This window comes from Limnospira sp. (assembly GCF_051859755.1).
GTDB lineage: Bacteria > Cyanobacteriota > Cyanobacteriia > Cyanobacteriales > Microcoleaceae > Limnospira > Limnospira fusiformis.
Window position 1 is genome coordinate 1 of sequence record NZ_JBIMLI010000057.1, and the last position, 21,915, is coordinate 21,915.

General features: G+C 42.2%; 17 protein-coding genes. 7 read left to right on the top strand and 10 right to left on the bottom strand.

What is annotated here, in order from left to right; all coding sequences use genetic code 11:
- Positions 1–106 precede the first annotated feature (106 nt).
- Positions 107–871 (top strand): HpsJ family protein, encoded by a 765-nt coding sequence (locus tag ACTIE0_RS11900; RefSeq protein ID WP_006624210.1) that lies wholly within the window; start codon positions 107–109, stop codon positions 869–871.
- Here ACTIE0_RS11900 and ACTIE0_RS11905 read toward each other — a convergent pair.
- From ACTIE0_RS11905 to ACTIE0_RS11930, 6 genes are all read right to left on the bottom strand, one after another.
- Complete coding sequence (locus tag ACTIE0_RS11905; RefSeq protein WP_006624212.1) at positions 868–4,935, bottom strand: CHASE4 domain-containing protein; 4,068 nt, start codon at positions 4,933–4,935, stop codon at positions 868–870. The genes ACTIE0_RS11900 and ACTIE0_RS11905 overlap by 4 nt on opposite strands.
- A gap of 137 nt (positions 4,936–5,072) precedes the next feature.
- A complete protein-coding gene (locus ACTIE0_RS11910) occupies positions 5,073–5,279 on the bottom strand; it encodes a hypothetical protein (RefSeq protein ID WP_006624213.1) in 207 nt (68 codons plus the stop codon).
- Positions 5,280–5,673: 394 nt separating this feature from the next.
- Positions 5,674–6,996, bottom strand: coding sequence for a flavin-containing monooxygenase (locus ACTIE0_RS11915; RefSeq protein ID WP_006668388.1), 1,323 nt, complete (start codon positions 6,994–6,996; stop codon positions 5,674–5,676).
- Entirely contained in the window at positions 6,993–7,817 is an 825-nt protein-coding gene (locus ACTIE0_RS11920) for an SDR family NAD(P)-dependent oxidoreductase (protein WP_006668389.1), read from the bottom strand. Before ACTIE0_RS11920 ends, ACTIE0_RS11915 begins: the two co-directional genes overlap by 4 nt.
- Before the next feature lie 2 nt (positions 7,818–7,819).
- The gene (locus ACTIE0_RS11925; protein ID WP_006624221.1) at positions 7,820–8,800 is read right to left on the bottom strand and encodes an SDR family NAD(P)-dependent oxidoreductase; all 981 of its coding nucleotides are present in this window, start codon (positions 8,798–8,800) and stop codon (positions 7,820–7,822) included.
- 77 nt (positions 8,801–8,877) lie between these two features.
- Complete coding sequence (locus tag ACTIE0_RS11930; RefSeq protein WP_006668390.1) at positions 8,878–9,813, bottom strand: NAD-dependent epimerase/dehydratase family protein; 936 nt, start codon at positions 9,811–9,813, stop codon at positions 8,878–8,880.
- A 298-nt stretch (positions 9,814–10,111) separates the two neighbouring features.
- On the opposite strand from ACTIE0_RS11930, the gene ACTIE0_RS11935 reads away from it, so the two are divergent.
- From ACTIE0_RS11935 to ACTIE0_RS11945, 3 genes are all read left to right on the top strand, one after another.
- Positions 10,112–12,103, top strand: coding sequence for an adenylate/guanylate cyclase domain-containing protein (locus ACTIE0_RS11935; protein WP_006668391.1), 1,992 nt, complete (start codon positions 10,112–10,114; stop codon positions 12,101–12,103).
- An 83-nt stretch (positions 12,104–12,186) separates the two neighbouring features.
- Positions 12,187–12,777, top strand: a complete 591-nt coding sequence (locus tag ACTIE0_RS11940; protein ID WP_006624228.1) for a Uma2 family endonuclease — start codon at positions 12,187–12,189, stop codon at positions 12,775–12,777.
- A gap of 8 nt (positions 12,778–12,785) precedes the next feature.
- The gene (locus ACTIE0_RS11945; protein ID WP_006624229.1) at positions 12,786–13,382 is read left to right on the top strand and encodes a Uma2 family endonuclease; all 597 of its coding nucleotides are present in this window, start codon (positions 12,786–12,788) and stop codon (positions 13,380–13,382) included.
- On the opposite strand, the gene xth is transcribed toward ACTIE0_RS11945, so the two are convergent.
- Positions 13,379–14,170, bottom strand: coding sequence for an exodeoxyribonuclease III (xth, locus tag ACTIE0_RS11950; RefSeq protein ID WP_006624231.1), 792 nt, complete (start codon positions 14,168–14,170; stop codon positions 13,379–13,381). The genes ACTIE0_RS11945 and xth overlap by 4 nt on opposite strands.
- A gap of 361 nt (positions 14,171–14,531) precedes the next feature.
- Here xth and ACTIE0_RS11955 point away from each other — a divergent pair, with 361 nt between their 5' ends.
- Complete coding sequence (locus ACTIE0_RS11955; protein ID WP_006668393.1) at positions 14,532–14,969, top strand: hypothetical protein; 438 nt, start codon at positions 14,532–14,534, stop codon at positions 14,967–14,969.
- Positions 14,970–14,990: 21 nt separating this feature from the next.
- The gene (locus ACTIE0_RS11960; protein ID WP_006668394.1) at positions 14,991–17,687 is read left to right on the top strand and encodes a ParA family protein; all 2,697 of its coding nucleotides are present in this window, start codon (positions 14,991–14,993) and stop codon (positions 17,685–17,687) included.
- Between the two features lie 88 nt (positions 17,688–17,775).
- Here ACTIE0_RS11960 and ACTIE0_RS11965 read toward each other — a convergent pair whose 3' ends face one another.
- Both ACTIE0_RS11965 and ileS read right to left on the bottom strand, forming a co-directional pair.
- Positions 17,776–17,907 carry a hypothetical protein gene (locus ACTIE0_RS11965; RefSeq protein ID WP_006668395.1) on the bottom strand — a complete coding sequence of 44 codons (132 nt, stop codon included), beginning with the start codon at positions 17,905–17,907 and terminating at the stop codon, positions 17,776–17,778.
- Positions 17,908–18,059: 152 nt separating this feature from the next.
- Positions 18,060–20,954: an isoleucine--tRNA ligase gene (gene ileS, locus ACTIE0_RS11970; RefSeq protein ID WP_006624237.1), complete on the bottom strand. Its 2,895-nt coding sequence runs from the start codon at positions 20,952–20,954 to the stop codon at positions 18,060–18,062.
- Positions 20,955–21,046: 92 nt separating this feature from the next.
- Here ileS and psb30 point away from each other — a divergent pair, with 92 nt between their 5' ends.
- Positions 21,047–21,274, top strand: coding sequence for a photosystem II reaction center protein Ycf12/Psb30 (gene psb30 / locus ACTIE0_RS11975; RefSeq protein WP_431522207.1), 228 nt, complete (start codon positions 21,047–21,049; stop codon positions 21,272–21,274).
- A gap of 99 nt (positions 21,275–21,373) precedes the next feature.
- On the opposite strand, the gene ACTIE0_RS11980 is transcribed toward psb30, so the two are convergent.
- Positions 21,374–21,778 (bottom strand): DUF4346 domain-containing protein, encoded by a 405-nt coding sequence (locus tag ACTIE0_RS11980; protein ID WP_006624239.1) that lies wholly within the window; start codon positions 21,776–21,778, stop codon positions 21,374–21,376.
- Positions 21,779–21,915 lie beyond the last annotated feature (137 nt).

The window sequence follows — 21,915 nt, forward strand, 5'->3', positions numbered from 1 at the left end:
TGTTACCTTAACGGGTAATAGTGCTATCGTCGCATTGTCAGGCAATAGCCGGATAAATGTCGCGTAAATGTATCAGTCTCAGTAAAAATACGGAACTTGATGTGTTATGAAAGGAACAACTCCAAATCAAATCCCGTCCCAGGCTGCTGGATTTTTGAGGCTGGCGGGGGTAATTTTATTCTTTTTTGCCCTAATTAACTATATTTTGCTGTTTGTGCCAACGAATTTTGGGGATCTCAGGTGGCAACTGAATTTTACTACTCAGATGGTAGAACAAGGGGTGATTCCGGTGTTGGCGATCGCCTTAATGTTTTGTGCATACGGGTTACAGGAGGTAGCTGGTCTATCACCAGAAAAGCCTAAACAGGGGTTTAACAGTCTCAAATTTTGGGTTTATGTGATTTCTGGCATTCTGGGGGTGATGTATTTAGTGCTGATTCCCCTGCACGTTGGCACTACTATAGCAGCGAGTAATGAAACGATTGAGAAAATTAATCAGGATGCAGCGACGGCCAAAATGCAGCTAGAAGAACGCCTGCAAGAACAACAAACCCAAATGTTAGCTATCTTAGGCAATCAGCAGCGCTTAGAAGATTATATCCAAGAACAACAGCTTACCGAAGCACAATTAGCGCGCCTGCAAGAATTTCAGGAAAACCCGGAAGCGTTGGGAGTCCAAAGCAATGCCATTGGCCAGGAACTGAAACAGGAAATTGAAAACCGTCGGCGAGAGGCAGAAAAGCGATCGCAACTGGGGACTTTCAAATCTAATCTCCGGGTCGGCTTAGGTAGTTTACTGCTGGCTAGTTGCTATCTGACTATCGCCTGGAGTGGCTTAATCAACAAACGCAGTCGCAAAAAAGCCGGTTAAATGGTCAAATTTGCGCTCGCTTCATTGGTCAGGGCTTCCTTGACTCTTTCTAACTCGGCTTGAATCTGAGTATAAACTGATTCAGCCGATGGTTGAGGAATGGGGACACCTGCATCTACTCCTTGACGGCCCATGATTTCTAATTGCAGACATAATTCGGATAAACCAAAAGCGCCTAAAGTCCCACTGATGGATTTCAGGGAATGGGCGGCCTGTTTGAGGGCTGTGGGATCATTTTGTTGGAGGGCTATTTGAATAGTGTTCAGAAGTTCCGGGGCGCTTTCGATGTACATTTCGGCGACTTCTTCCAAGGCTTCTATCTCTCGCAGTCCTTGTAAAACAGTGGGGTCAAGAATGGGGGAAGATTTGCTATCATCGGTGGTGGTATTTAAATATGTTGAAGGTACAATGGCATCGCAGGTGATGGGGCGACAGTTACGGAGAACTTTAACTAATTGTTCCATACGGATAGGTTTACTGATATAGTCATCCATTCCGGCTGCTATACATTCAGCGCGATCGCTTTCCATAGCATTGGCTGTAACGGCGATAATGCGCGGGCGTGGGGAGTAGGGTTTTTCTTGGTTATCATAGCGTTTTTTAATCTGTCGGGCTGCTTCTAAGCCATCCATAATGGGCATCTGCATATCCATTAAAATGACATCGTATGGCTGTCTTTCTAGGGCTTCGAGAACTTCTAAACCATTCCCGGCGACATCAGCCCTATATCCCATTCTTTGCAGGATTTGTAGGGCGACTTTTTGGTTAACTAGGTGATCCTCGGCTAATAAAATCCGCAGGGGGAGTTTTTCTGCTAACAGGGGAATATCTTGGGGCGATCGCATTTGGTTGCGACTCCAATTTTTAATCTGTAGAGGTTCCCCACACAGGACGTTAATCAGAATATTGTATAGGGGTGATTGTTTAATGGGTTTATTCAGAAAGGCGACAAAATCTCGATGATCGGTGGGGTTAAAATTTTGTTGACCGACGGAAATTAACATGACTAAGGGGAGGTCAACCCCGGCTGAAGTCTGTCGGACTTGGGTGGCAAAATTGAACCCGTCCAAATTGGCGATTTCCATTTCCACAATGGCGATATCAAAGGTTTTACCTTGTTTTAACCAGGCGATCGCTTCTGTGGGGCTGTCGGTATCTTCTACCACTAAACCCCAGCATTGAACTTGCTTGGTCAAAATTTGGCGATTGGTGGGGTGAGAGTCAATAATTAATAGTCGTTTTCCGGCTAATTCATCAGCATGATTCCACTGTGGTAATAAATTCTGGCTACTCTGAACTACTATGGAAAAATAGAATGTAGATCCCTGTGTGGGAGTATCTTTATTTATCTGCCAATTTTCTGGGGGATGACCACCGATCGCATCACCACTGACTACCCACATTTTACCCCCCATCATTTCGGCCAGTCGCTGACTAATAGCTAGACCTAATCCTGTCCCGCCATATTGTCGATTCGTGGAAGCATCAACCTGACTAAAGGACTTAAATAAACGATTCATGCGATCGACCGGAATACCAATACCTGTATCCGACACTGCTACCTCAATTTGATAGTGGGTAGAATACATAGATTTGGCAGTCAATTCTAAATCCGAAAACAGTGGTTTTGCTGACACTGATACCAACACTTCACCCCGGGCGGTAAACTTAACGGCGTTGCTGAGTAAATTCACTAAAATTTGCCTAACTCTTGCCATATCTCCCACCACTTCATTGGGGGTATAAGCATCAATGAAATATCCCAATTCTAGGGATTTACTCGCGGCTTTGGTCGCCAATAAGTCCAGGGATTCTTCAAGACAAGTGCGTAAACTAAAGGGGAAGGCTTCTAGGTCTAATTTTCCTGATTCTATTTTGGAGAAATCTAGGATATCATTAATTAAAGAAAGTAGGGCATCACTACTGCTGCGAATGGTTTCGACAAAATCCTGTTGAACTAGACTTAAAGGAGTATCTAATAACAATCCGGTCATCCCAATTACTGCATTCATGGGAGTCCTAATTTCATGGCTCATAGTGGCTAAAAATTCACTTTTGGCACGAGTGGCTGCGAGAGCCTCATCCCTGGCTTGACTCAATTCTTGGGCGGTTTGCTGTCGTTCTATTTCACTACCTATCCACTGCGCCATGAGTTTTAATAGTTCTTGGTCAACGGCTCTAAATGGCTCATTTAAAGGGTTTTGACTCCAAAAACAAAGAGTTCCATAAACCTGACCATAGACTTTAATAGGAATAGCCATATATGCCTCAATTTGCCAGCAATTTTCATCGGCATAAGAGGGGAATCCGGAGACTAACACTGATTCAAAAATCAGGGGGTTTTCAGCCTTTAATGTCGCCAAAATCAACGGATTATTTAAATCAAAATTATCCCCAAATGACCAGCTATTATTAGGGTCAATTCCTGCCATAATTTGGGCGGAAGGCTGGGGGGTGTCTAGGTTCAATATCTGGTTAATTATACCGACTTCTAAGTGGAATTTATCACAGCCCAACTTGAGGATTTGCTGGAGTTGTTCTTGCCAGTCTAAATGACGAGATGAGGTGATTTGATAAAGACTCCTAATTGAGGCTTCGCTGTCTTGTAGTTCCTGTTCCCGCTGTTTGCGATCGCTAATATCTCTGGAGACACCCAGAATTTCTTGCACTCTCCCGGTCTCGGGATGATAAATAGCGCGACTGGTGGTTTCAAACCAAATATATTCGCCGTTTTTGTGGCGTATACGATAGGTTAGAGTATAGGATACTTTTTGACTTAAAACAATTTCTAATGTCTTGCTGAGTGTGTTAAGGTCATCTGGGTGAAAAAATTTACTGGGGTGTTGACCAATTAAACTTTCCGGCTCATATCCTAATAGCAACGAACAGGCGGGGGAGGCGTAGCGGATCAAACCTCGGCGAGAGTGATGAGTAATTAAATCGGTGGAATATTCCGCCATTAGCCGATATCTTTCTTCACTATCCTGGCTTTGAATATTGGCTTGTTCTAAGGCTTCTAACATTTGATTAATGGTTTGTCCTAACCCGGTGAGTTCATCTTCCCCTGGGGGTACTGTCAGCCGTAGGGATGGGTCGCGACTTTTGCCGATTTGATTAATTTTGTGGGTGAGGTCTAACAGTCTGGCTAAAATCAGTTTCTCAAATACCAGTATGGTAATTGCACTTAAAATTATGCCGATCAGAAATAGGGAAAATGTGAGATAAATTAGGCTGGTGCGACCTTGGCGGAAAATGGGGCGATCGCTTTGGATTTCCAGGTTGAGAATCGGTCGATTATAAATGTCTAGGAGGGGAATAGACCCCAGGATAGTCGAAGTATCTAGGGGTTGAACTCTGATGGGGTCTTCCGCATTGATGATTTGTTGGGTTTGTTGGGGGTTGAGGGGAGTCCAAGGGTTGATTTCCACCGCAAGTTGGGTAATTTGAGTCAGGCGATCTATTTCGTTATGATCAAGATAGCGACCCACTACTAGGGTTCCCCGGCTTGGTCCATGGGCAATACTGGTAAGGATGGGACGGGCCGATAGCAGCAATGGGCCTTCTGGTAACATGACGATCCCTATTGTGGGACAGGGGATTTCCTCTTCTTTCTCAAAACAAGACCGGGAGGGGTTGGAAAATGACAGACTGACCGATTTTAGGTGAGGCGAGAGACTGGCGGGAATAGGGGTTTCTGTTTGGCTGTTGATGTCGAAACCTTTGCTGAAGACGATTTGACCTTGGCTATCTATCAGAATGAAGAGATTTAGCCTCAGATCCATAAACATAGTGTTAGCTAGGTTAGATCGCACATATCGGCTATTTTGTTGATTGATAAAGGCATAGGTATCATCCCATTTGGCTTGATCTTGAGCGATCGTATCTAAATTAGCCAGGTCATCCTCTAAGGCTTTAATTACCCGGACTACATCCTGATGCACCGACTCAATCTCCAGATTACGGAAATTCTGAATCAGGATACAGGATGCTGTTGTATACAACACCACAATTAGGCTAATTAGTGCTGCGCCAATAATGAGCAATGTCTTCTTGTGCAATTTCATAATCTTCCTCCGAGAAACCCCATCCCCTTGTGGGTGGGGAGGGATAGGAACAGCAATTGATATAGAGTGGGCGGGACCCCCAAAAGTGCATCATTCAAAAGCCATTTGAGTGCCATGGGTATTGTGCAAAGTCAGTTCTACTGTTTCTCCCTCGCCAACCACTGGTTTAAAGTAATACTAACCATCACTTCCCCTACTAACATACAATCCTGTTGCTTTCTGGGTAATTCCCCTCCGTTGTCCCAAGACTCCCTGGAGTAAGTCTGGTTGGCTTGACAAAAAATCTTTAACCATAAGGTTTGACAGTTAGGAACTAGCGACCCATTCCCAGGTAAGAACTTCAACCCTTACTCCCAAGGTAGACCCGGAAAGTCTCTCGAAGGCTTCACCCAGGTCTGTCAACTAAACTCACTTAGGTTTGTGGCTGTGGTCAGCCTCATCCCTTTGTGGGGGGGGTTATTGACGGCGTTTTGCGTTGATGATGCTTCTACGAAACAACTGGGATGAGTAAATAAACTTAGCACCCAACCACCCGGAAAGGCTTGGTTATTTGTGACCTGACATCAAAATAGAGACTAATAAACCCATAATCTGTTGATCCAACTCAAAACTAAGGTAGATACTTTGATTGTAGCCTAGGTTGTTGGAAAGTTGGCTAATTACATCCATAAGACCAGTTATAGCCTTGTAGGAAGTCCTGGGGTTGAGAAATTGTCTCTGAGCCGTTGATGGGTGCTTCTAGGCTTGAAAGGGATTTTCAAAATTAGGATAACGTTGATCAATTTGGTGGGCTTTTTTTGTGAACCAATTAAACAAGAGGTTAAATAGTTGAATTTGCCTCAAAACTTTCTGTGGATCAGATAGGTGAGTGGTCGGCAAAGTCTGTCCGATTTCCTTCAAGACTAAACCCAAGGGAATCTTGATTTCCTCTTGTAGTTTTAAACATCGGGTAAATAAGGGCGCATAAGCAGAAATCAACGAACCTACACCGCCTCGCGCTTGACCCCATCCGATATAATATAGCCCTTGATAATCATCTAAAAATGCCCCCCCATAACACTGCACAGTCGCCCCCTTGACTCTTTGTAATTCGGGAGGTAGAAAGGGATAGGAAACATGATAGCCTGTGCCACACACTATTAAATCAAAGGTTTCCCTGGTGCGATCGCTAAATTCTACATCCCAACCGTCTAATTTATTGACGGCGGGTTTGGGGGTGATTTTTCCATGCTTGATATAGTAGGGTACTTCATTATTTAGGGTGGGATGTTTATCGAAAATTCGATATTTTGGTTTGGGCAAACCATAGTTTTCATGGCTGCCAAAACTTAGCTTGATTATACCATAACACATTAATCTTTGCAAGGCTTCAGGCATCCACCAACGAATTAAATCCGATAGAGGAACACCAGCAAAGGTTTTGGGAATAAACCACACAGACTCCCGCAGGCTTAACACCGATTTTTGACCGACTCTAGCTGCTTCGGCGGCTAGGTCACAGGCGGAGTTACCACCACCAATTATTAAGACTCGTTTACCTCTAAGTTGGTCGGGTGTTTTGTAGTCTTTAGAATGTATCATTTCACCGTTAAAAGTTCCGGGAAATTCGGGAAATCGTTTGCACCAATGATGACCATTACATATAATCACCCCTTTATAAATTCGCTTTTCTCCATTATCAAAGCTGACTAACCAGAGATTTTTGGCGATAGGATTAACTAGGGTGATGGTGCGTTTTAGTTCAATGTTGGGGCGCAGATTAAAAGCATCAGCAAAATGGTTTAAGTAGTCCCGCATTTGTTTGGCACTCGGAAAATCAGGATAATCATTCGGCATCGGAAAATGAGTGAATTGGGTGATTTTCTTCGAGGAAATAATATGGGCAGTTTCATAGACACCATGATACCAATTACCACCAATATCATCACTGGCATCTACTTGGTCATAGGGAATTTTCGCGGTTTTTAAACCGTCGGCTATACCTAATCCGACAAATCCGGCTCCGATGATTAGATATTTGTCGGCAGTTTTGGGGTTATTTCCTAAGATTTGAGCAGTCATACTTTAGGATTTTTTACAAGTTTTTTAGCAGCCAAAAACGAAATTTTATCTAACCAAAAAGGAGTATAGCGTTTGAGTAAATGAATGAAATTTGCCGGGGAGTCTGGGAATACATGGAGTTGATTGGATTGAATACCTCGCAAAGTCGCTTTCATGACCTGCTTAGGGTCGGTCAACCAAGCCTCTGGTAAACCTTGATAGTTAGTGGCTAGGGTTCCATATTTTTCAGCGTCTAAAATTGGGGTCCGACTAAAAAATGGGTAGACGGCGGTCACTTTGACATTGTAGGATTTTACCTCATCAAAGAGTCCCTCACTAAAGCCTCGTAAGCCAAATTTACTGGCGCAATAGTGAGTTAAACCAGCTTTCCCACTCCAACCAGCCACGGAGGAAATATTGACGATATGACCTTGGCGACGGCTAATCATATCCCCTACAAATAGACTGGTTAAACGCATTGGTGCAAGTAGGTTTACTTCCATGAGGGTTTCCCATTTTTCCGGGGGTGTTTCGTCCATCCGACCATAAACGGCTAGTCCGGCGTTATTGATTAAAATATCGATGGGAACTTCCAGGCTTTTGACTTGATTAAATAAGATTTCGCATCCCTCACGGTTAGATAAATCAGCCTCGAAACAAGCGAGGATTTCTCCGGTTTTAATCTCCTGTTGAATTAGTTGTGCTTGTTGGTGGAGAGTTGGTTGATGGCGATCGCTTAAAATTAAACGGCTACCTGCTGCTAATAATTGGCGGGTGAGTTGTTGACCAAATCCGCCAGTAGCACCCGTTAAAACTACTGTGGCATTTTCTAGTTGAGTCATGGTTAAATTTTCGGAGATTTTAGCATAGTTGATAATAGCACAGACCAGGGAATATTTACATTAGGAATTAATGATGCAGATTTTTGGAGTTGCGGCCATTTCATGGGTAGTAAAAAACGCAGCGATCGCAGAGAAACTGGACGATTACCATTTTCATCTACTAGATTATACTCTTGAGCGCGTTCGGCGACAATTTGCAGGCGACCACTGCGACGCATAATATTCGGATCGGCTGCTAAGGCTGCAATAACTCTCCCGGTCAAGAGGGGTGTTTCCCAATTATAGCGGTCAACAAGCGATCGGATTGCTGGATCATCTGTGGCGACATTGGAGGCTTCTATTTCCGTGGCGACCCTAGACATATGTTCTGTGTTAACAATTCCTGGCCAAACAGCAACGGAAGCGACATTATAGGGTTGGAGTTCAGTCGCAAAATCCGCCGCCAAGCGATCGCAGGCAGATTTTCCAATCCCATAAACGGCACTAAAAAGATAGGAAAATCCCCCCCAAGATGAAATAGTACAGATTAAACCTTGACGACGTTTAACCATCATTCTAGCTGCTAAAACAGCCGCCACATAATGACTGCGTAAGCCTACATTATTAACTTCATCCCAAACTTGCGGTTCGCTTTCCCAAAAGGGTTTACCCTGCATTTCTGTTAAAGTTCGCACTCCCTTATATGCGTTATTTACCAATAAATCAAGTTGTCCCTGTTGTTCCTGATCAATGCGATTAAAAAGTAATTCCACTTGTTGATCATCACCGTGATCAACCGCAATCGCGATACATTTACCCCCGGCTTTTTCCACCTCTAACCGAGTCTCTTCTAAACTGCCTCCTACAGCATCATTGGCTTGCGATAGGCTGCGACCTGTGATATAAACAGTAGCGCCAGCTTCTCCTAAACCAATGGCAATTCCTTTACCTAATCCTCTGGATGCACCTGTAACTAAGGCGACTTTACCTGCTAAGTTGGTCATGTTCGATTATTCGATGTAATGGTATAATTAAACAATTGGGGGGTAATTAATTAATAACTACCCCTTTTTGATGAAATTTACCCGGCGGCTTTGATGATTTCATCGTCGGTAGAAAAGTCTACCTCTCCTTGATTACTATTAGCTAGATAATCGTTTTGGCAGGAATCTTTTAATCCGGAAATTAGATCATATTTGGGTTGCCAATTGAGTTGATTTATGGCTTTGTGAACATCCGCAAAGAAATGCTGAACTCGCAGGGGAAATGCTTTACGTTTCCCGAAATCAAAGTTTTTGGGGTCATAATGAATTAATTGCAGGTCATCTGGGGACTGACCCGCAGCGATCGCACAGGCTTTGGCTAACCCATCAAAGGTGACAAAGCGATCGCCTGAGATATTATACACTTGACCAATAGCCGTTGAATTTCCTAATACTGCTACCATGGCATTAGCTAAGTCTTCCACATGACCTAATTGGGTGATGTGCATTCCATTACCGGGAATAGGAATGGGACGTTTAGCAACAATGCGATCGAAAAACCAGGACTCTAAAGGGTTATAATTTTGTGGTCCGTAGATGTAAGTTGGTCGGATTGATGTCCAAGGAATACCCACTTTTTGCAAGTAGGTTTCCGTTTCATATTTCCCTAAATGGCGACTTTTGGGATCGGTGGGGTCTCCTTCAATATGAGGCATTTGATCAGACTTGAGATAGACTCCGGCTGAACTCATATAAACAAAGTGTTTCACCTGACCATTAAATAAATCGGCTAGGGGTTGGGTATCACTTAATTGGCGACCATTATTATCAAAAATGACATCAAAGGTTTCACCGGATAGCTTTTCTTTCAATTGGTTGGCATCAGTGCGATCGCCATGAATTTGTTTAATTCCGTCTACCGGACTCGGTTTATTTCCCCGATTAAATAATACCACGTCATGACCATGGCTGACTAAAATCTTGGTGAGATAAACCCCAATAAACCTAGTGCCACCCATGATTAAAATTCGCATTTTATCCATCTCCTAATGATTAATTTTTATGGTTGATAGTAAACTGGTCGCTTGGCTAATTTCTAGCCAAAAACCATAATACCATGGAGTTATACAACTTATAACTAAAGTGGTAGGAATAGCTCCCAATGGTAACTAAATTAATCTTATATGATTCTGGGTATTGATACCAACAAGTTATACGATAGCATAATTACCCGATGACCAGACACTATCCAAAAGCCATTTTAGCAGTTTCCACAGTTTTCAAGGTATACTGACGACAGTTGAAACTCAAAGTTGTCAGGTAGTTAATTCCATGTTGGCTTTCTATCTTCGCCGTTTTCAGAGACAACTCAAGCGGATATTCAGTAACATTTCACTCCGCACTATTTTAGTAGTACCGTTTTTGCTACAAGTAGCATTAACTGTCGGTTTGGTCGGTTATTTTTCTTTTCGCAATGGCGAAGCAGCCGTGCGAGATTTAGCATTTCAACTGCGCCAGGAATTAACTGCTCGCATTGACCAGCAATTACAAGCATATATTAGAATACCTCATCAAATCAATAAGTTAAATACCGATAGCTTTTCCCAGGGTCAAATTGATTTTTATAGTGGGGAAAGAATTAATGTTTTTTTGCAGCACATTAAAAACTCACCTTATCTTAATGCCGTTTATTGTGCCGAAGAAGAAACCGGAAATTTTATCGGTGTGAGTTGGAGTGATGACGGGTCATTTTTTGAGTTAATGATTAGGAATAATCAAACCAATGGAAATATGCACTTATACGGTATTGATGTCCGTGGCGATCGCCTTTATTTTCTTAGGGATGCTGGACCCTATGAGCCTCGTCAACGTCCCTGGTATCGAGCCGCACAAGCCACAGGAAAGTCCGTATGGAGTGATATTTATTTAGATTTTACCACACAATTACCCACCATTACCGCCAGTTTATCTACTTATGATCCTTGGGGAAATCGTTTTATTGGCGTGTGCGGAACTGATATTTTATTATCTGAAGAACTCCGGAGATTTTTGCAAAATTTAGGAATTGGTAAAACCGGAGAAGCCTTTATTATCGAGCGTTCTGGTTTATTAGTTTCCAGTTCCACTGATGATAGTATGACCCGGAAAATTGGCGATCATATCCAAATTCGTCAAGCTACAGAAAGTGAAAATATATTAGTCCGAGAAACCGCCAAATATTTAACCAATAAAAATTTAAACTTACACACAATCACTAAACCCAAACAATTCGATTTTAAAATCAAACGCGAACGGCAATTCGTGCAAATCTTACCATTTAGTGATGGTCATGGCTTAGACTGGTTAATTGTGTTAGTAGTTCCCGAAGATGATTTTATGGCTACTATTAATGCCAGCAAACGCACTACAATTTTAATGTGTATTTTGGCTTTAATCTTTCCTACAATTTTTAGCATTCTGATAGCTAGATGGATTAGTCTTCCTATCTCCAATTTGAGTGACGCAAGTCAGGCGATCGCTCAAGGCAAATTACAGCAAAAAGTTCATGCTAATGGTATCAAAGAACTCAGGATTTTAGCCAAGTCTTTTAACATGATGACTCAACAGGTTCAAGATGCTTTTTCCGCCTTAGAAAAACGGGTAGAGGAGCGGACGTTTGAACTCCGATATGAAAAAGATAAATCCGAAAAACTATTATTAAATATCTTGCCAAAAGCTATTGCTGATCAACTCAAGAATGAACAAAAAACCATTGCTTGCTCTATGGAAAATGTGACCATTTTATTTGCAGATATTGTCGGCTTCACTCCTTTATCTGCTCGCATTCCTCCCATTCAGTTGGTGGAATTGCTAAATCAGATGTTTTCCCGATTTGATGAATTAGCCGACAAGTATAGTTTAGAAAAAATCAAGACTATTGGTGACGCTTATATGGTAGTGGGAGGCTTACCAATTCCCCGGGATGACCATGCAGAAGCGATCGCCGATATGGCTTTAGAAATGCAGCAAATTATGGATGACTTTAAGACTTGTAAAATCTTGGGTAATATTTCAGGTTGCGAACATTTTCAAATTAGGATTGGTATTAATACTGGATCCGTAGTAGCCGGAGTAATTGGCATTAAAAAATTCTCCTATGATTTATGGGGAAATGCCGTTAACATTGCTTCCCGCATGGAATCATCAGGAAAACCTGGCTCTATTCAAGTTACAGATATCACCTATGAACGCCTAAAATATCGTTATAAATTTAAACCCAGAGGCACAATTAATGTTAAGGGGAAAGGCAATATGACCACCTATTGGCTATTAGGTAAAATTTAGACAATCGTAAACTTTTATTAATCTCAATGTTTGTCTGCATTCAAAATATGATATAATCTTAATTACTATTGGAGAGTTAGCAAATGATTGCCACACCCAATTTTGCCAATGTATCCCCAGATGATTACCTAAAACTAGAGGAGCAAAGTTCTGTCAAGCATGAATATATTGATGGGGAAGTCTACGCTATGGCGGGTGCAACTGATACCCATGTTACTATTGCTGGAAATATATTTGCCCTACTTCGCGCCCAGGTCAGAGGTTCTAGTTGTCGGGTGTATATATCAGATATGAAAGTCCGTATTCAAAAAGCCAAAAGTGAGCGTTTTTACTATCCCGATATTCTCGTAACCTGTGACCAGCGTGATAGAGATACACCCACCTATAAACAATTTCCTCAACTTATCATTGAGGTATTGTCCGACTCCACAGAAGCCTTTGATAGGGGTGATAAATTTATGGACTATCAAAGTCTTGATAGCCTACAGGAATATATATTAATTAATACCCGTCATCCTCGCTTAGAGATTTTTCGCCGTCAGGATGACAGTTGGCTATTTAATAGTTATAGTTTATCTGAGGATACAGACGACACTACTTTTCATATTGTTAGCCTGGATTTCACCGAACAAATTGCCGCCATTTACGAAGATGTTAACTTTAATAATCAATAAATATAAATATGATTGCCACACCCAATTTTGTCAATTTATCCCCAGATGATTACCTAAAACTAGAAGCCCAAAGTTCTGTCAAGCATGAATATATTGATGGAGAAGTCTACGCTATGGCGGGTGCAACTGATACCCATGTTACGATCGCTTTAAATATGGCGATCGCACTTCGTAATCATCTCAGAGGCTCTAGTTGTCGGGTGTATATATCAGATATGAAAGTCCGTATTCAAAAAGCCAAAAGTGAGCGTTTTTACTATCCCGATATTCTCGTAACCTGTGACCAGCGTGATAGAGATACACCCACCTATAAACAATTTCCTCAACTTATCATTGAGGTATTGTCCGACTCCACAGAAGCCTTTGATAGGGGTGATAAATTTATGGACTATCAAAGTCTTGATAGCCTACAGGAATATATATTAATTAATACCCGTCATCCTCGCTTAGAGATTTTTCGCCGCCAGGATGACAGTTGGCTATTTAATAGTTATAGTTTATCTGAGGATACAGACGACACTACTTTTCATATTGTTAGCCTGGATTTCACCGAACAAATTGCCGCCATTTACGAAGATGTTAACTTTAACTTACCCGAAAACTAAGTTCCGATTTCTAAAATAACGGGTGCATGATCACTCGGTTTTGGTTGGGTTCTGGGTTCAGTGTCAATGTAACAAGCGATCGCATTTTGATAGAGTCCAGGACTTAGATAATGGTGATCAATTCTCCAGCCTCGGTTGCGGGTAAATGAGGCGGCGCGGTAGTCCCACCAGGTAAAATGTCCGCCGTCTTGGGTAAACTTACGAAAGCCGTCTGCTAAACCCAAATTAGCGATCGCATCTAAGGCTTGACGTTCCGCCGCCGATGCCATAATATGATTTTCCCGGTTTTGAGGATTATAAATATCCCGATCTTCTGGCGCAATATTAAAATCACCACAAATACACAGATGAGGATATTTGATTAACATCTGTTGTAGATAATCCCCTAATCGGTTTAACCACTGTAACTTATACTCATATTTATCACTTCCCACACTCGACCCATTCGGGATATAAACATTGACAATACAGATATCATCAATCACCCCAGCAATTACCCGTTTTTGGTCGTCCAATTCCCCCACCTGGTCAGCACCCAAAATCGGAGTAAATCCCATAATTACAGACTCGATATTTAGGCGACTAAAAATTGCCACCCCATTATAGGCTTTTTGACCATAAATATAGACATGATAGCCCAATTCTTCAAAAGGCGATCGCGGAAAATCTTGATCAATAACCTTAGTTTCCTGTAGGCACAAAACATCAATATCCTGACCTTGTAACCAGCTCAAAACTTGGTCTTGTCGAGTCCGAATTGAATTCACATTCCAGGTAGCAATTTTCATATTTAGTCGGGGAAGAAAACATGATTTTTAATTATACCAAAACTCATGTAAACTTACAAATAAGCCAGCACAGTTAAATTGGCGACTCCCTTTTGATATTTAATGACCCATACAGGGGCGATCGCGGGGCTGTTGTTGCAATTGGTGCAAGACCTCAGTAATTTAAGAGAGATCCTCTCTACCCGCGTCTTTCTTTCGCCCCTGCCGTAGACTCAAAGCCGCTTGCCGCAGGGTGAACCCCTTCCCGCAGGTTAGCCAATTCTACAGACTCAGGCCAAAATGACAGATTACTTAATGAGAAAAGCTATAACCATACAAGATATATGCTAGATATACCATTGTAACCAAGCATCCAGCCAACATGGAAGATTACCAAGCCGCCTTTTTAGAACGTCATAAGGATACTGAAATACTTTGTTCATCTAATTTCAACAGAAAAGTAGCCGCAATGCATTTTGGTGGCATTACCATAGAATGTCTGCTAAAATCGATGATATTCGCTTCATTACCCAAAGGTGCAAGCCGAGAATGGAAAACCGACTCTAACGATCCTGGTCATACAATTACTAATCCACAACATCGTTTACACGACGCATTAAAGCGGCATAATCGGCTGTACAGCCGGATTCAAAAATTTCCCCAGGTAATGAGGTGGCTGGCTACAGTTGAAACCCCAAATCAACATTTTATAGAGATGCGTTATTATGGGAATGAGCCTAATGACAAAGACTATAAGGATTGGCTGTCTTCATATAAGAGTCTTCTAAATTGGCTACAAAAGCAAGCAACTCAACTTTGACTCAACTTTAAAGAGGTAGATATGGAAGAAACCTGGCAACTATTACTGAAACGGCAGATTACGGACAGCTATGTGCAAAGTTCGCAAGAATGGACTGACATTAATATTTCAACTTCTGGACTTCTGAATTTGACGATTGTCAGTAATAAATTTACAGGCTTATCGATGTCGCAGCGAAAGGAGCAATTGCAGAGCATCCTGAGTCAATTTCAGATTAATATATCCCCAGGTTTTATTTCTTTATATGCAGTAGAAGAAGCACGATCCCTGAATTTGTCAGCCCCACCACTTGTAAAGGGAAGTTCCATAAATACTTGGCAAGATTTAGCATTGTGGGCTGCAAATCCACAAAATCAATCCCCATATCCTCAACCTCAACCCCGCATTCCTCGCACAGTCACATTTTATTCCTTTAAGGGGGGAGTCGGTCGAACAACTGCATTAACCCATGTGGCTTGGATTTTGGCTATGCGCGGTCGTAAAGTTGTAGCTGTTGACTTAGATTTAGAAGCGCCCGGTTTAAGTACAGCTTTTAGCTTAAACCCACTCCCTCAATTCGGTATTGTGGATTATTTTTATGAGCGTTCTTATTTGCCTGAAGGGTTAGAACCTAATATTTTAATCACCAAGATATTTGGCGAAGTGACAATACCTGATGCTACAGGAAGACTCTTTATTGTTCCGGCGGGATCTTTAAGTCTTGATTATATTTCTAAAGTTGATGATCTCAGAGCCACTATGATTCTTGATAATGGTGAAACCCTCTGGTCTATGTTTAGTCGTGAAATTCAAGAACAGCTAAAACCAGACGTTATCTTAGTGGATTCTCGCACCGGAATCAATGAATGGGGGGCTTTATCTTTACTACAAGCGGCTGATGAAGCTATTATATTTTTGTTTCCCAATGAGCAAAATCGGCAAGGGATCGATCTTCTCCTCAAATCACTTAATTCTTTTGGCAAGCTGTCAATGAATTTTGTCTTCTCACCCGTTCCCGATATCAGCGATATGGGAATGGCTAAAGTGACAAAGCTTTGGGGGATTTTGCGTCAAGTCATTGAGCAGGAAATCGCTCAAGATGAATTGAGTGAAAATGGGTATGACTCAGATGATACTCAATCGGAAATAGCAGAACCATTGGTAGTTCCTTATCTGCCACCAATTGCTCTGGCTGAGGATTATCCTGTAACCGGATTATTAGATTACTACAACCGAATTGCTAACTTAATCGATGAAGATACTAATCAACTTCGCTTAGGAGAAATATTGCCCGGTAAAGATACTTCTGAACGCTGGAAAATTATCGAAAGCCTCCAATTTCCTGCCTTAAATGCTGCCGATCCAAAATCTAACCTGATTGAACTGTTTCAAAGAACTGCTAATTTTGATAAGTTCTTAGATGAAACAACTTGTCTGATCCGAGGTCGCAAAGGAACTGGAAAAACAGCACTTTACTTACTTCTATTAAAACATGAATCAAAGGCTAAACAGTTAGCTCGCGGTCGATTAGATGCCGTAAGTTTTTTATCTGGCCATGGTGGATTTGAAAACAGTCGCCCCACCCGCAATGAATTTCAAATTATTCATAATAATTTAACCGATAGGAATGGGAATTGGGAAGCTTTATGGCGATCGTACTTAATCCTGCGATTATTTCAATCCAACAAGTTGAGACTACCAGAAAAAGGAAATCAAAAATCTAAATTTGAAACGTTACGCGAAATTTTAAAAAGACTATCGAAAGAAAACTGGCAGATTGAACATACTCAAGCATTAATTCAATTATCAACGGATTCAAATTTAAGACTTCTTTTGTCAGATGCCTTGGATATTCTGAATGAACAGCAACGGCATAAAAATCAAACAATTTGGCTTTTATATGACGATTTAGATGAAGACTTCCCAGAAACAGATGGAGTTAGACAACACGCTTTAACTGGTTTATTCCAACTGATTCAGGCTTGCGATGCGCGTCGATTAACGTCTATTCGATTTAAAGTTTTTCTGCGAGAAGATATATGGAACCGTTTAAACTTTGACAATAAAAGTCACTTTAATGGACGCGATCTATTCCTGCGGTGGACAAGGATAGATTTTTTGCGATTAGCCCTTCGTCAAGCTATGCAATCAGGAGATTTTAAAGATTTAGTCGATCGCATTGCACCTGTGGAAAATATTGATAATGCTAGTGAAGACAACTTAAATCTTGCCCTCGATTTATTGTGGGGAATTCGTCGTCGAACTGACAACAAAGCTAAATATGTTTATCGATGGGTTTACGAACGTTTATCGGACTTAAATGGCACTGCCTTTCCCCGCAGTTTAAGTGCTTTACTTGAAGCAGCAAGAGACCAGGAGCTAACTTATAAAGATCAAACATCAGTTAAGTCTCCCACTGACGATCGCTTACTTCGCGGAAAATCTCTGGAGATTGGTTTAGAAAAGGCATCAGAGGAACGTTGTGATGCCATTAAACAGGAATATCCCGATCTATGTAAATTTTTTGATTCATTAGAAGGTGTTCCTGCTTTACCTTCCCGAGAACAACTGGAACAAATATGGCAGAATAACGCACTAGAAATATATTCTCAATTTGATGAATTTGCCAATTTTTTAAGCGAAATTGGGCTGGCGAAATGGCGGGAAAAAGAACAACGTTATGGATTTGCTGATATTTATGTCTATGGTTTCAGGATGAGTCGGACAGGTACAAAGTAGCAAGCCAATTAACCTTATACATCAATTTATAGTTATAGCGGAGAGAAGTTATCTTCTCTCCTGTTTCATTGAGGTGATAATTGGGCGGTTAAAATTCACTGGAATGGGCAGTAATAAGCGCGATCGCTGTTCGTGGGATATTCCAATCATAGACCAAAGGATCGGGAGTAGTTAGAAGTGCGATCGCCTCTATCTCAGCTTGGGTTAATTTGGGTTTCATAGCAATTTGACTCCTTCTAACTGACCCAGTTTAGCATCAAAAGAGGCTGTTTATTTGCATCCAGCGAGTTGATTGATTTAGCTAATTAATCGGCGATCGCTCGCTCCATTTCTTCTCAAGAAACCGGGTTGGGAGAAACCCGGTGTCTGTGGTTAAAACTCTCCGGCTAAAGCCGAAACACAACGTTCGCAGATGGTGGGATGTTCTGAAGACTCACCGACATGGACAGAGTAATTCCAACAGCGATCGCATTTTTCGCCCTCAGCATTCACCACAGCGATCGCCATCAATTCCGACTCACTTTTATACTGCAAATCTGCCAGTTTATCTGGATTTTCCAGTAACTCAACCTGAGAACAAATCAACAGATATCGCAAAGCATCAACGCCGTTATTCTGCTTAAATTCCGCCGGATTTGGATTCATTGCCGCTAACTGTTGACGCAATTTTTCATCTGCCACATATAGCAAGATTTTAGCATCCAGAGAAGAACCCACCATTTTATCTTTGCGCGCCTGTTCCATCACCTGATTAACCTCGGCGCGAATCTCCCGTAATTTCACCCAAAACTCTGCTAATTCAGGCTTTTTCCAGGCTTCATCTAACCGAACCCAACCAGATTCAAATACTGATAAATATGGCGTAGAATATGGTATATTTTGCCAGATATCCTCTGCCGTATGACAAAGGACAGGCGCGATCGCTTTCGCCAAATTTTCTAGGGCGATCGCCAAAACAGTCTGACAACTGCGCCGCCGGAAACCATTTTCCGCGCTAATATATAGTCGGTCTTTCGCAATATCCAAATAGAAATTGGATAAATCGACCACACAGAAATTTTGCACTACCTGAAAGAATCGGAAAAACTGATAAGTTTCAAAAGCGTCTGTCACCTCCGCAAACACTTCCGTCATGCGGTGCAACATATACCGATCTAACTCCGGTAAATCCTCATAAGCGATCGCATCTTTTGCTGGGTCAAAATCATGCAAATTCCCCAACAAAAACCGCGCCGTATTTCTAATTTTGCGGTAAACATCCGACATCTGTTTCAGGATATTTTTACCCAAAGGTACATCCGCCGAATAATCCACCGAAGACACCCACAAACGCAGGATATCCGCACCATAAGCGGGGTCTTGTTGTTGATTTTTGCCCCCATTAATAACCACAGCCGGGTCTACCACATTTCCCAGGGATTTACTCATTTTATATCCCTTTTCATCCAGCACAAAACCATGAGTTAGCACAGTTTTATAAGGTGCAATCCCATGATTAGCCACACTGGTTAATAAACTAGACTGAAACCAACCCCGATGTTGATCAGAACCTTCCAAATAAATATCAGCCGGATAAGCCAATTCTGGGCGCTGTTTAGCCACCGCCGCCCAAGAGGAACCCGAATCAAACCAGACATCCATAGTATCGGTTCCCTTGCGGTATTTCTTGCCATTATTAACGTAAGATTCCGGCAGTAATTCCTCAACCGAAAGTTTCCACCAAGCATCAGTACCGTGTTGAGCAATAATATCTTTTACATGGTTAATCGTTTCCTCATTTAGCAGAGGTTCCCCCGTTTCTTCCTCATAAAAAACCGGAATGGGAACCCCCCAACTGCGCTGACGAGAAATACACCAATCACTGCGATCGCTTACCATTGGCGTAATCCTATTTTCTCCCTGTGAGGGAATCCACTGCACCTGTTTAATAGCTTCTAAAGCCTGTTCACGGAAACCTTCCACCGATGCAAACCATTGTTCTGTCGCCCTAAAAATTGTCGGTTTTTTCGTCCGCCAATCATAGGGATATTTATGTTGATAGGGTTCCTCTTTAATCAAAGAACCCGCCTCTTGTAACGCTTCAATAATCGCGCCATTAGCATCTTTGAGAACATTTAAACCCGCGAACTCTCCCGCCTCCTCCGTAAAATCACCATTTTCATCTACTGGCGAAAGTATAGGTAAACCATAACGCTGACCTACGATATAATCTTCCTGACCGTGACCGGGTGCTGTATGAACCAAACCCGTCCCCGATTCAGTAGTCACATAATCACCACCAATTAAAATCGGACTTTCACGGTCAAATAGAGGATGTTTATAGGTGCAATTTTCTAGCAGTGCGCCTTTCACCGTAGCTTTCACAGTTAAATTAGTGTGAAAAGTAGCTGATAACCTTTCCACCAATTCCGCAGCCACCAACAGATACTTAAACTCAATAGGACTTTCTGAATCCCCTTGAGTTTCTACCACCGCATAGGTTAATTCTGGATTCAGAGCAACTGCCAAATTTCCCGGAATCGTCCAAGGCGTAGTCGTCCAGATTGCTACTCCTAAATCCGGTAAATATGGACTCAGTAACTCTCGCACCGATTCCGCTAAACTCGTAATTCTGAAAGCCGCATAAATACTGCGGGAAGTGTGACCTTCGGGATATTCTAATTCTGCTTCCGCCAGGGCTGTTTTGGAACTCGGACTCCAATGGACTGGTTTTAGACCCCGATAAATGTATCCCTTGAGAACCATAACACCGAATACAGCAATTTGAGCCGCTTCGTATTCCGGAGTTAGGGTTAAATAGGGGTTTTCCCAGTCTCCCCACACCCCATAACGTTGAAATTGGGTTTTTTGTTCTTCAACGGTTTTCAGGGCAAAATCTCGCGCTTTCTCACGCAAAGTTAGCGGGGTGAGTTGTTCCCTTTCTGACTGCTTCATCTGTTGCAGCACTTTCAATTCAATCGGGAGTCCGTGACAGTCCCAACCCGGCACATAGCGGACTTTTTGCCCCTGTAGGGTTTGGTAGCGGTTAATAATATCTTTGAGAATCTTATTCAGGGCGTGGCCTATGTGTAGCTGTCCATTGGCATAAGGCGGGCCATCATGAATTATAAACCGATCGCCCGGATTGTTTTCACAGAGGCGATCGTATATCTGGTTATCCGCCCAAAATTTTTGTAATTCTGGTTCCCGTTTGACGGCATTAGCCCGCATATCAAACTTGGTTTTGGGCAGGTTAACCGTGTCTTTGTAGGCGTTTTTTTCGGTCACGGCAGTATACTGAACGATTCTCTTGGGTTAGCAGTTTTCAGATATTTTAACTCTTTTGGGGACAGCTTGCCACAAATTCACCATCGCGCTTGTTGAGTTTTGTAACGTTCCTTAAAATAATTGGGCGATCGCCTGATATGATTAGACCTTGGTTTATATCATCGCTTTGGGAAGTTTTGGGAGGAACAATGGACTTTATTACCAACTTGTTCAGCAATGTCAATTTTGAACTGATCGCCCAGTTACTAATGCTATCACTGATTGTGATTGCTGGCCCGGTGGTGATCGTATTGTTGGCGTTTCGTGGGGGCGACCTGTAGCATCAGACCCCCAAAATCTCTGAATCCAACGGAGGCGGGTGGGTTTTACCTAGCCTCCCGTTTTCCTGTCCCTACCAGCAGACCTACATCGACTAGAATTTAGTCCTGGATGTAATCCTGTCCATTCACTAAAGCCATTTCCGCCCGGACGAACTCCCGCCCCAGGTATAGGGCATGATCAAAACAAGTCAGCGGACAGGTACTTGCTTCTTCTGTGATTTTAATACCTAATTCTTTCGCCGTTCTTCCCCGGTAAATACCAATCGGAGTCCGCTTGAGTTCCCCTTTACACGGGAAAGGTTCCCCCGTGTCTGGATCCACAGCTAGACCCTGTTCGTTGATATCGTTGCTATAATGTTCCGCGCAAATTAAGCCCTTGTCCCGGTCAATATAAATGATAAAATAGCCCCCCGGATCGAGTTGAATAAAACGCTGGGAGAGCTTGTCATCTAAGGCTATGCGTTCTTCTGGAGATAGGTTGGTGTTCGTTGATAGAGTAGACACAAAAGTTAAAAATGCGATCGCTACAATACAGTCTACTTATTACTTTACAATATCTCGATTATTTAACAGAGGATTGTATCAATTTATACAGAAACCCCCAACTGTTAAAAATTATTAATTGGGCCATTTAGCACTAG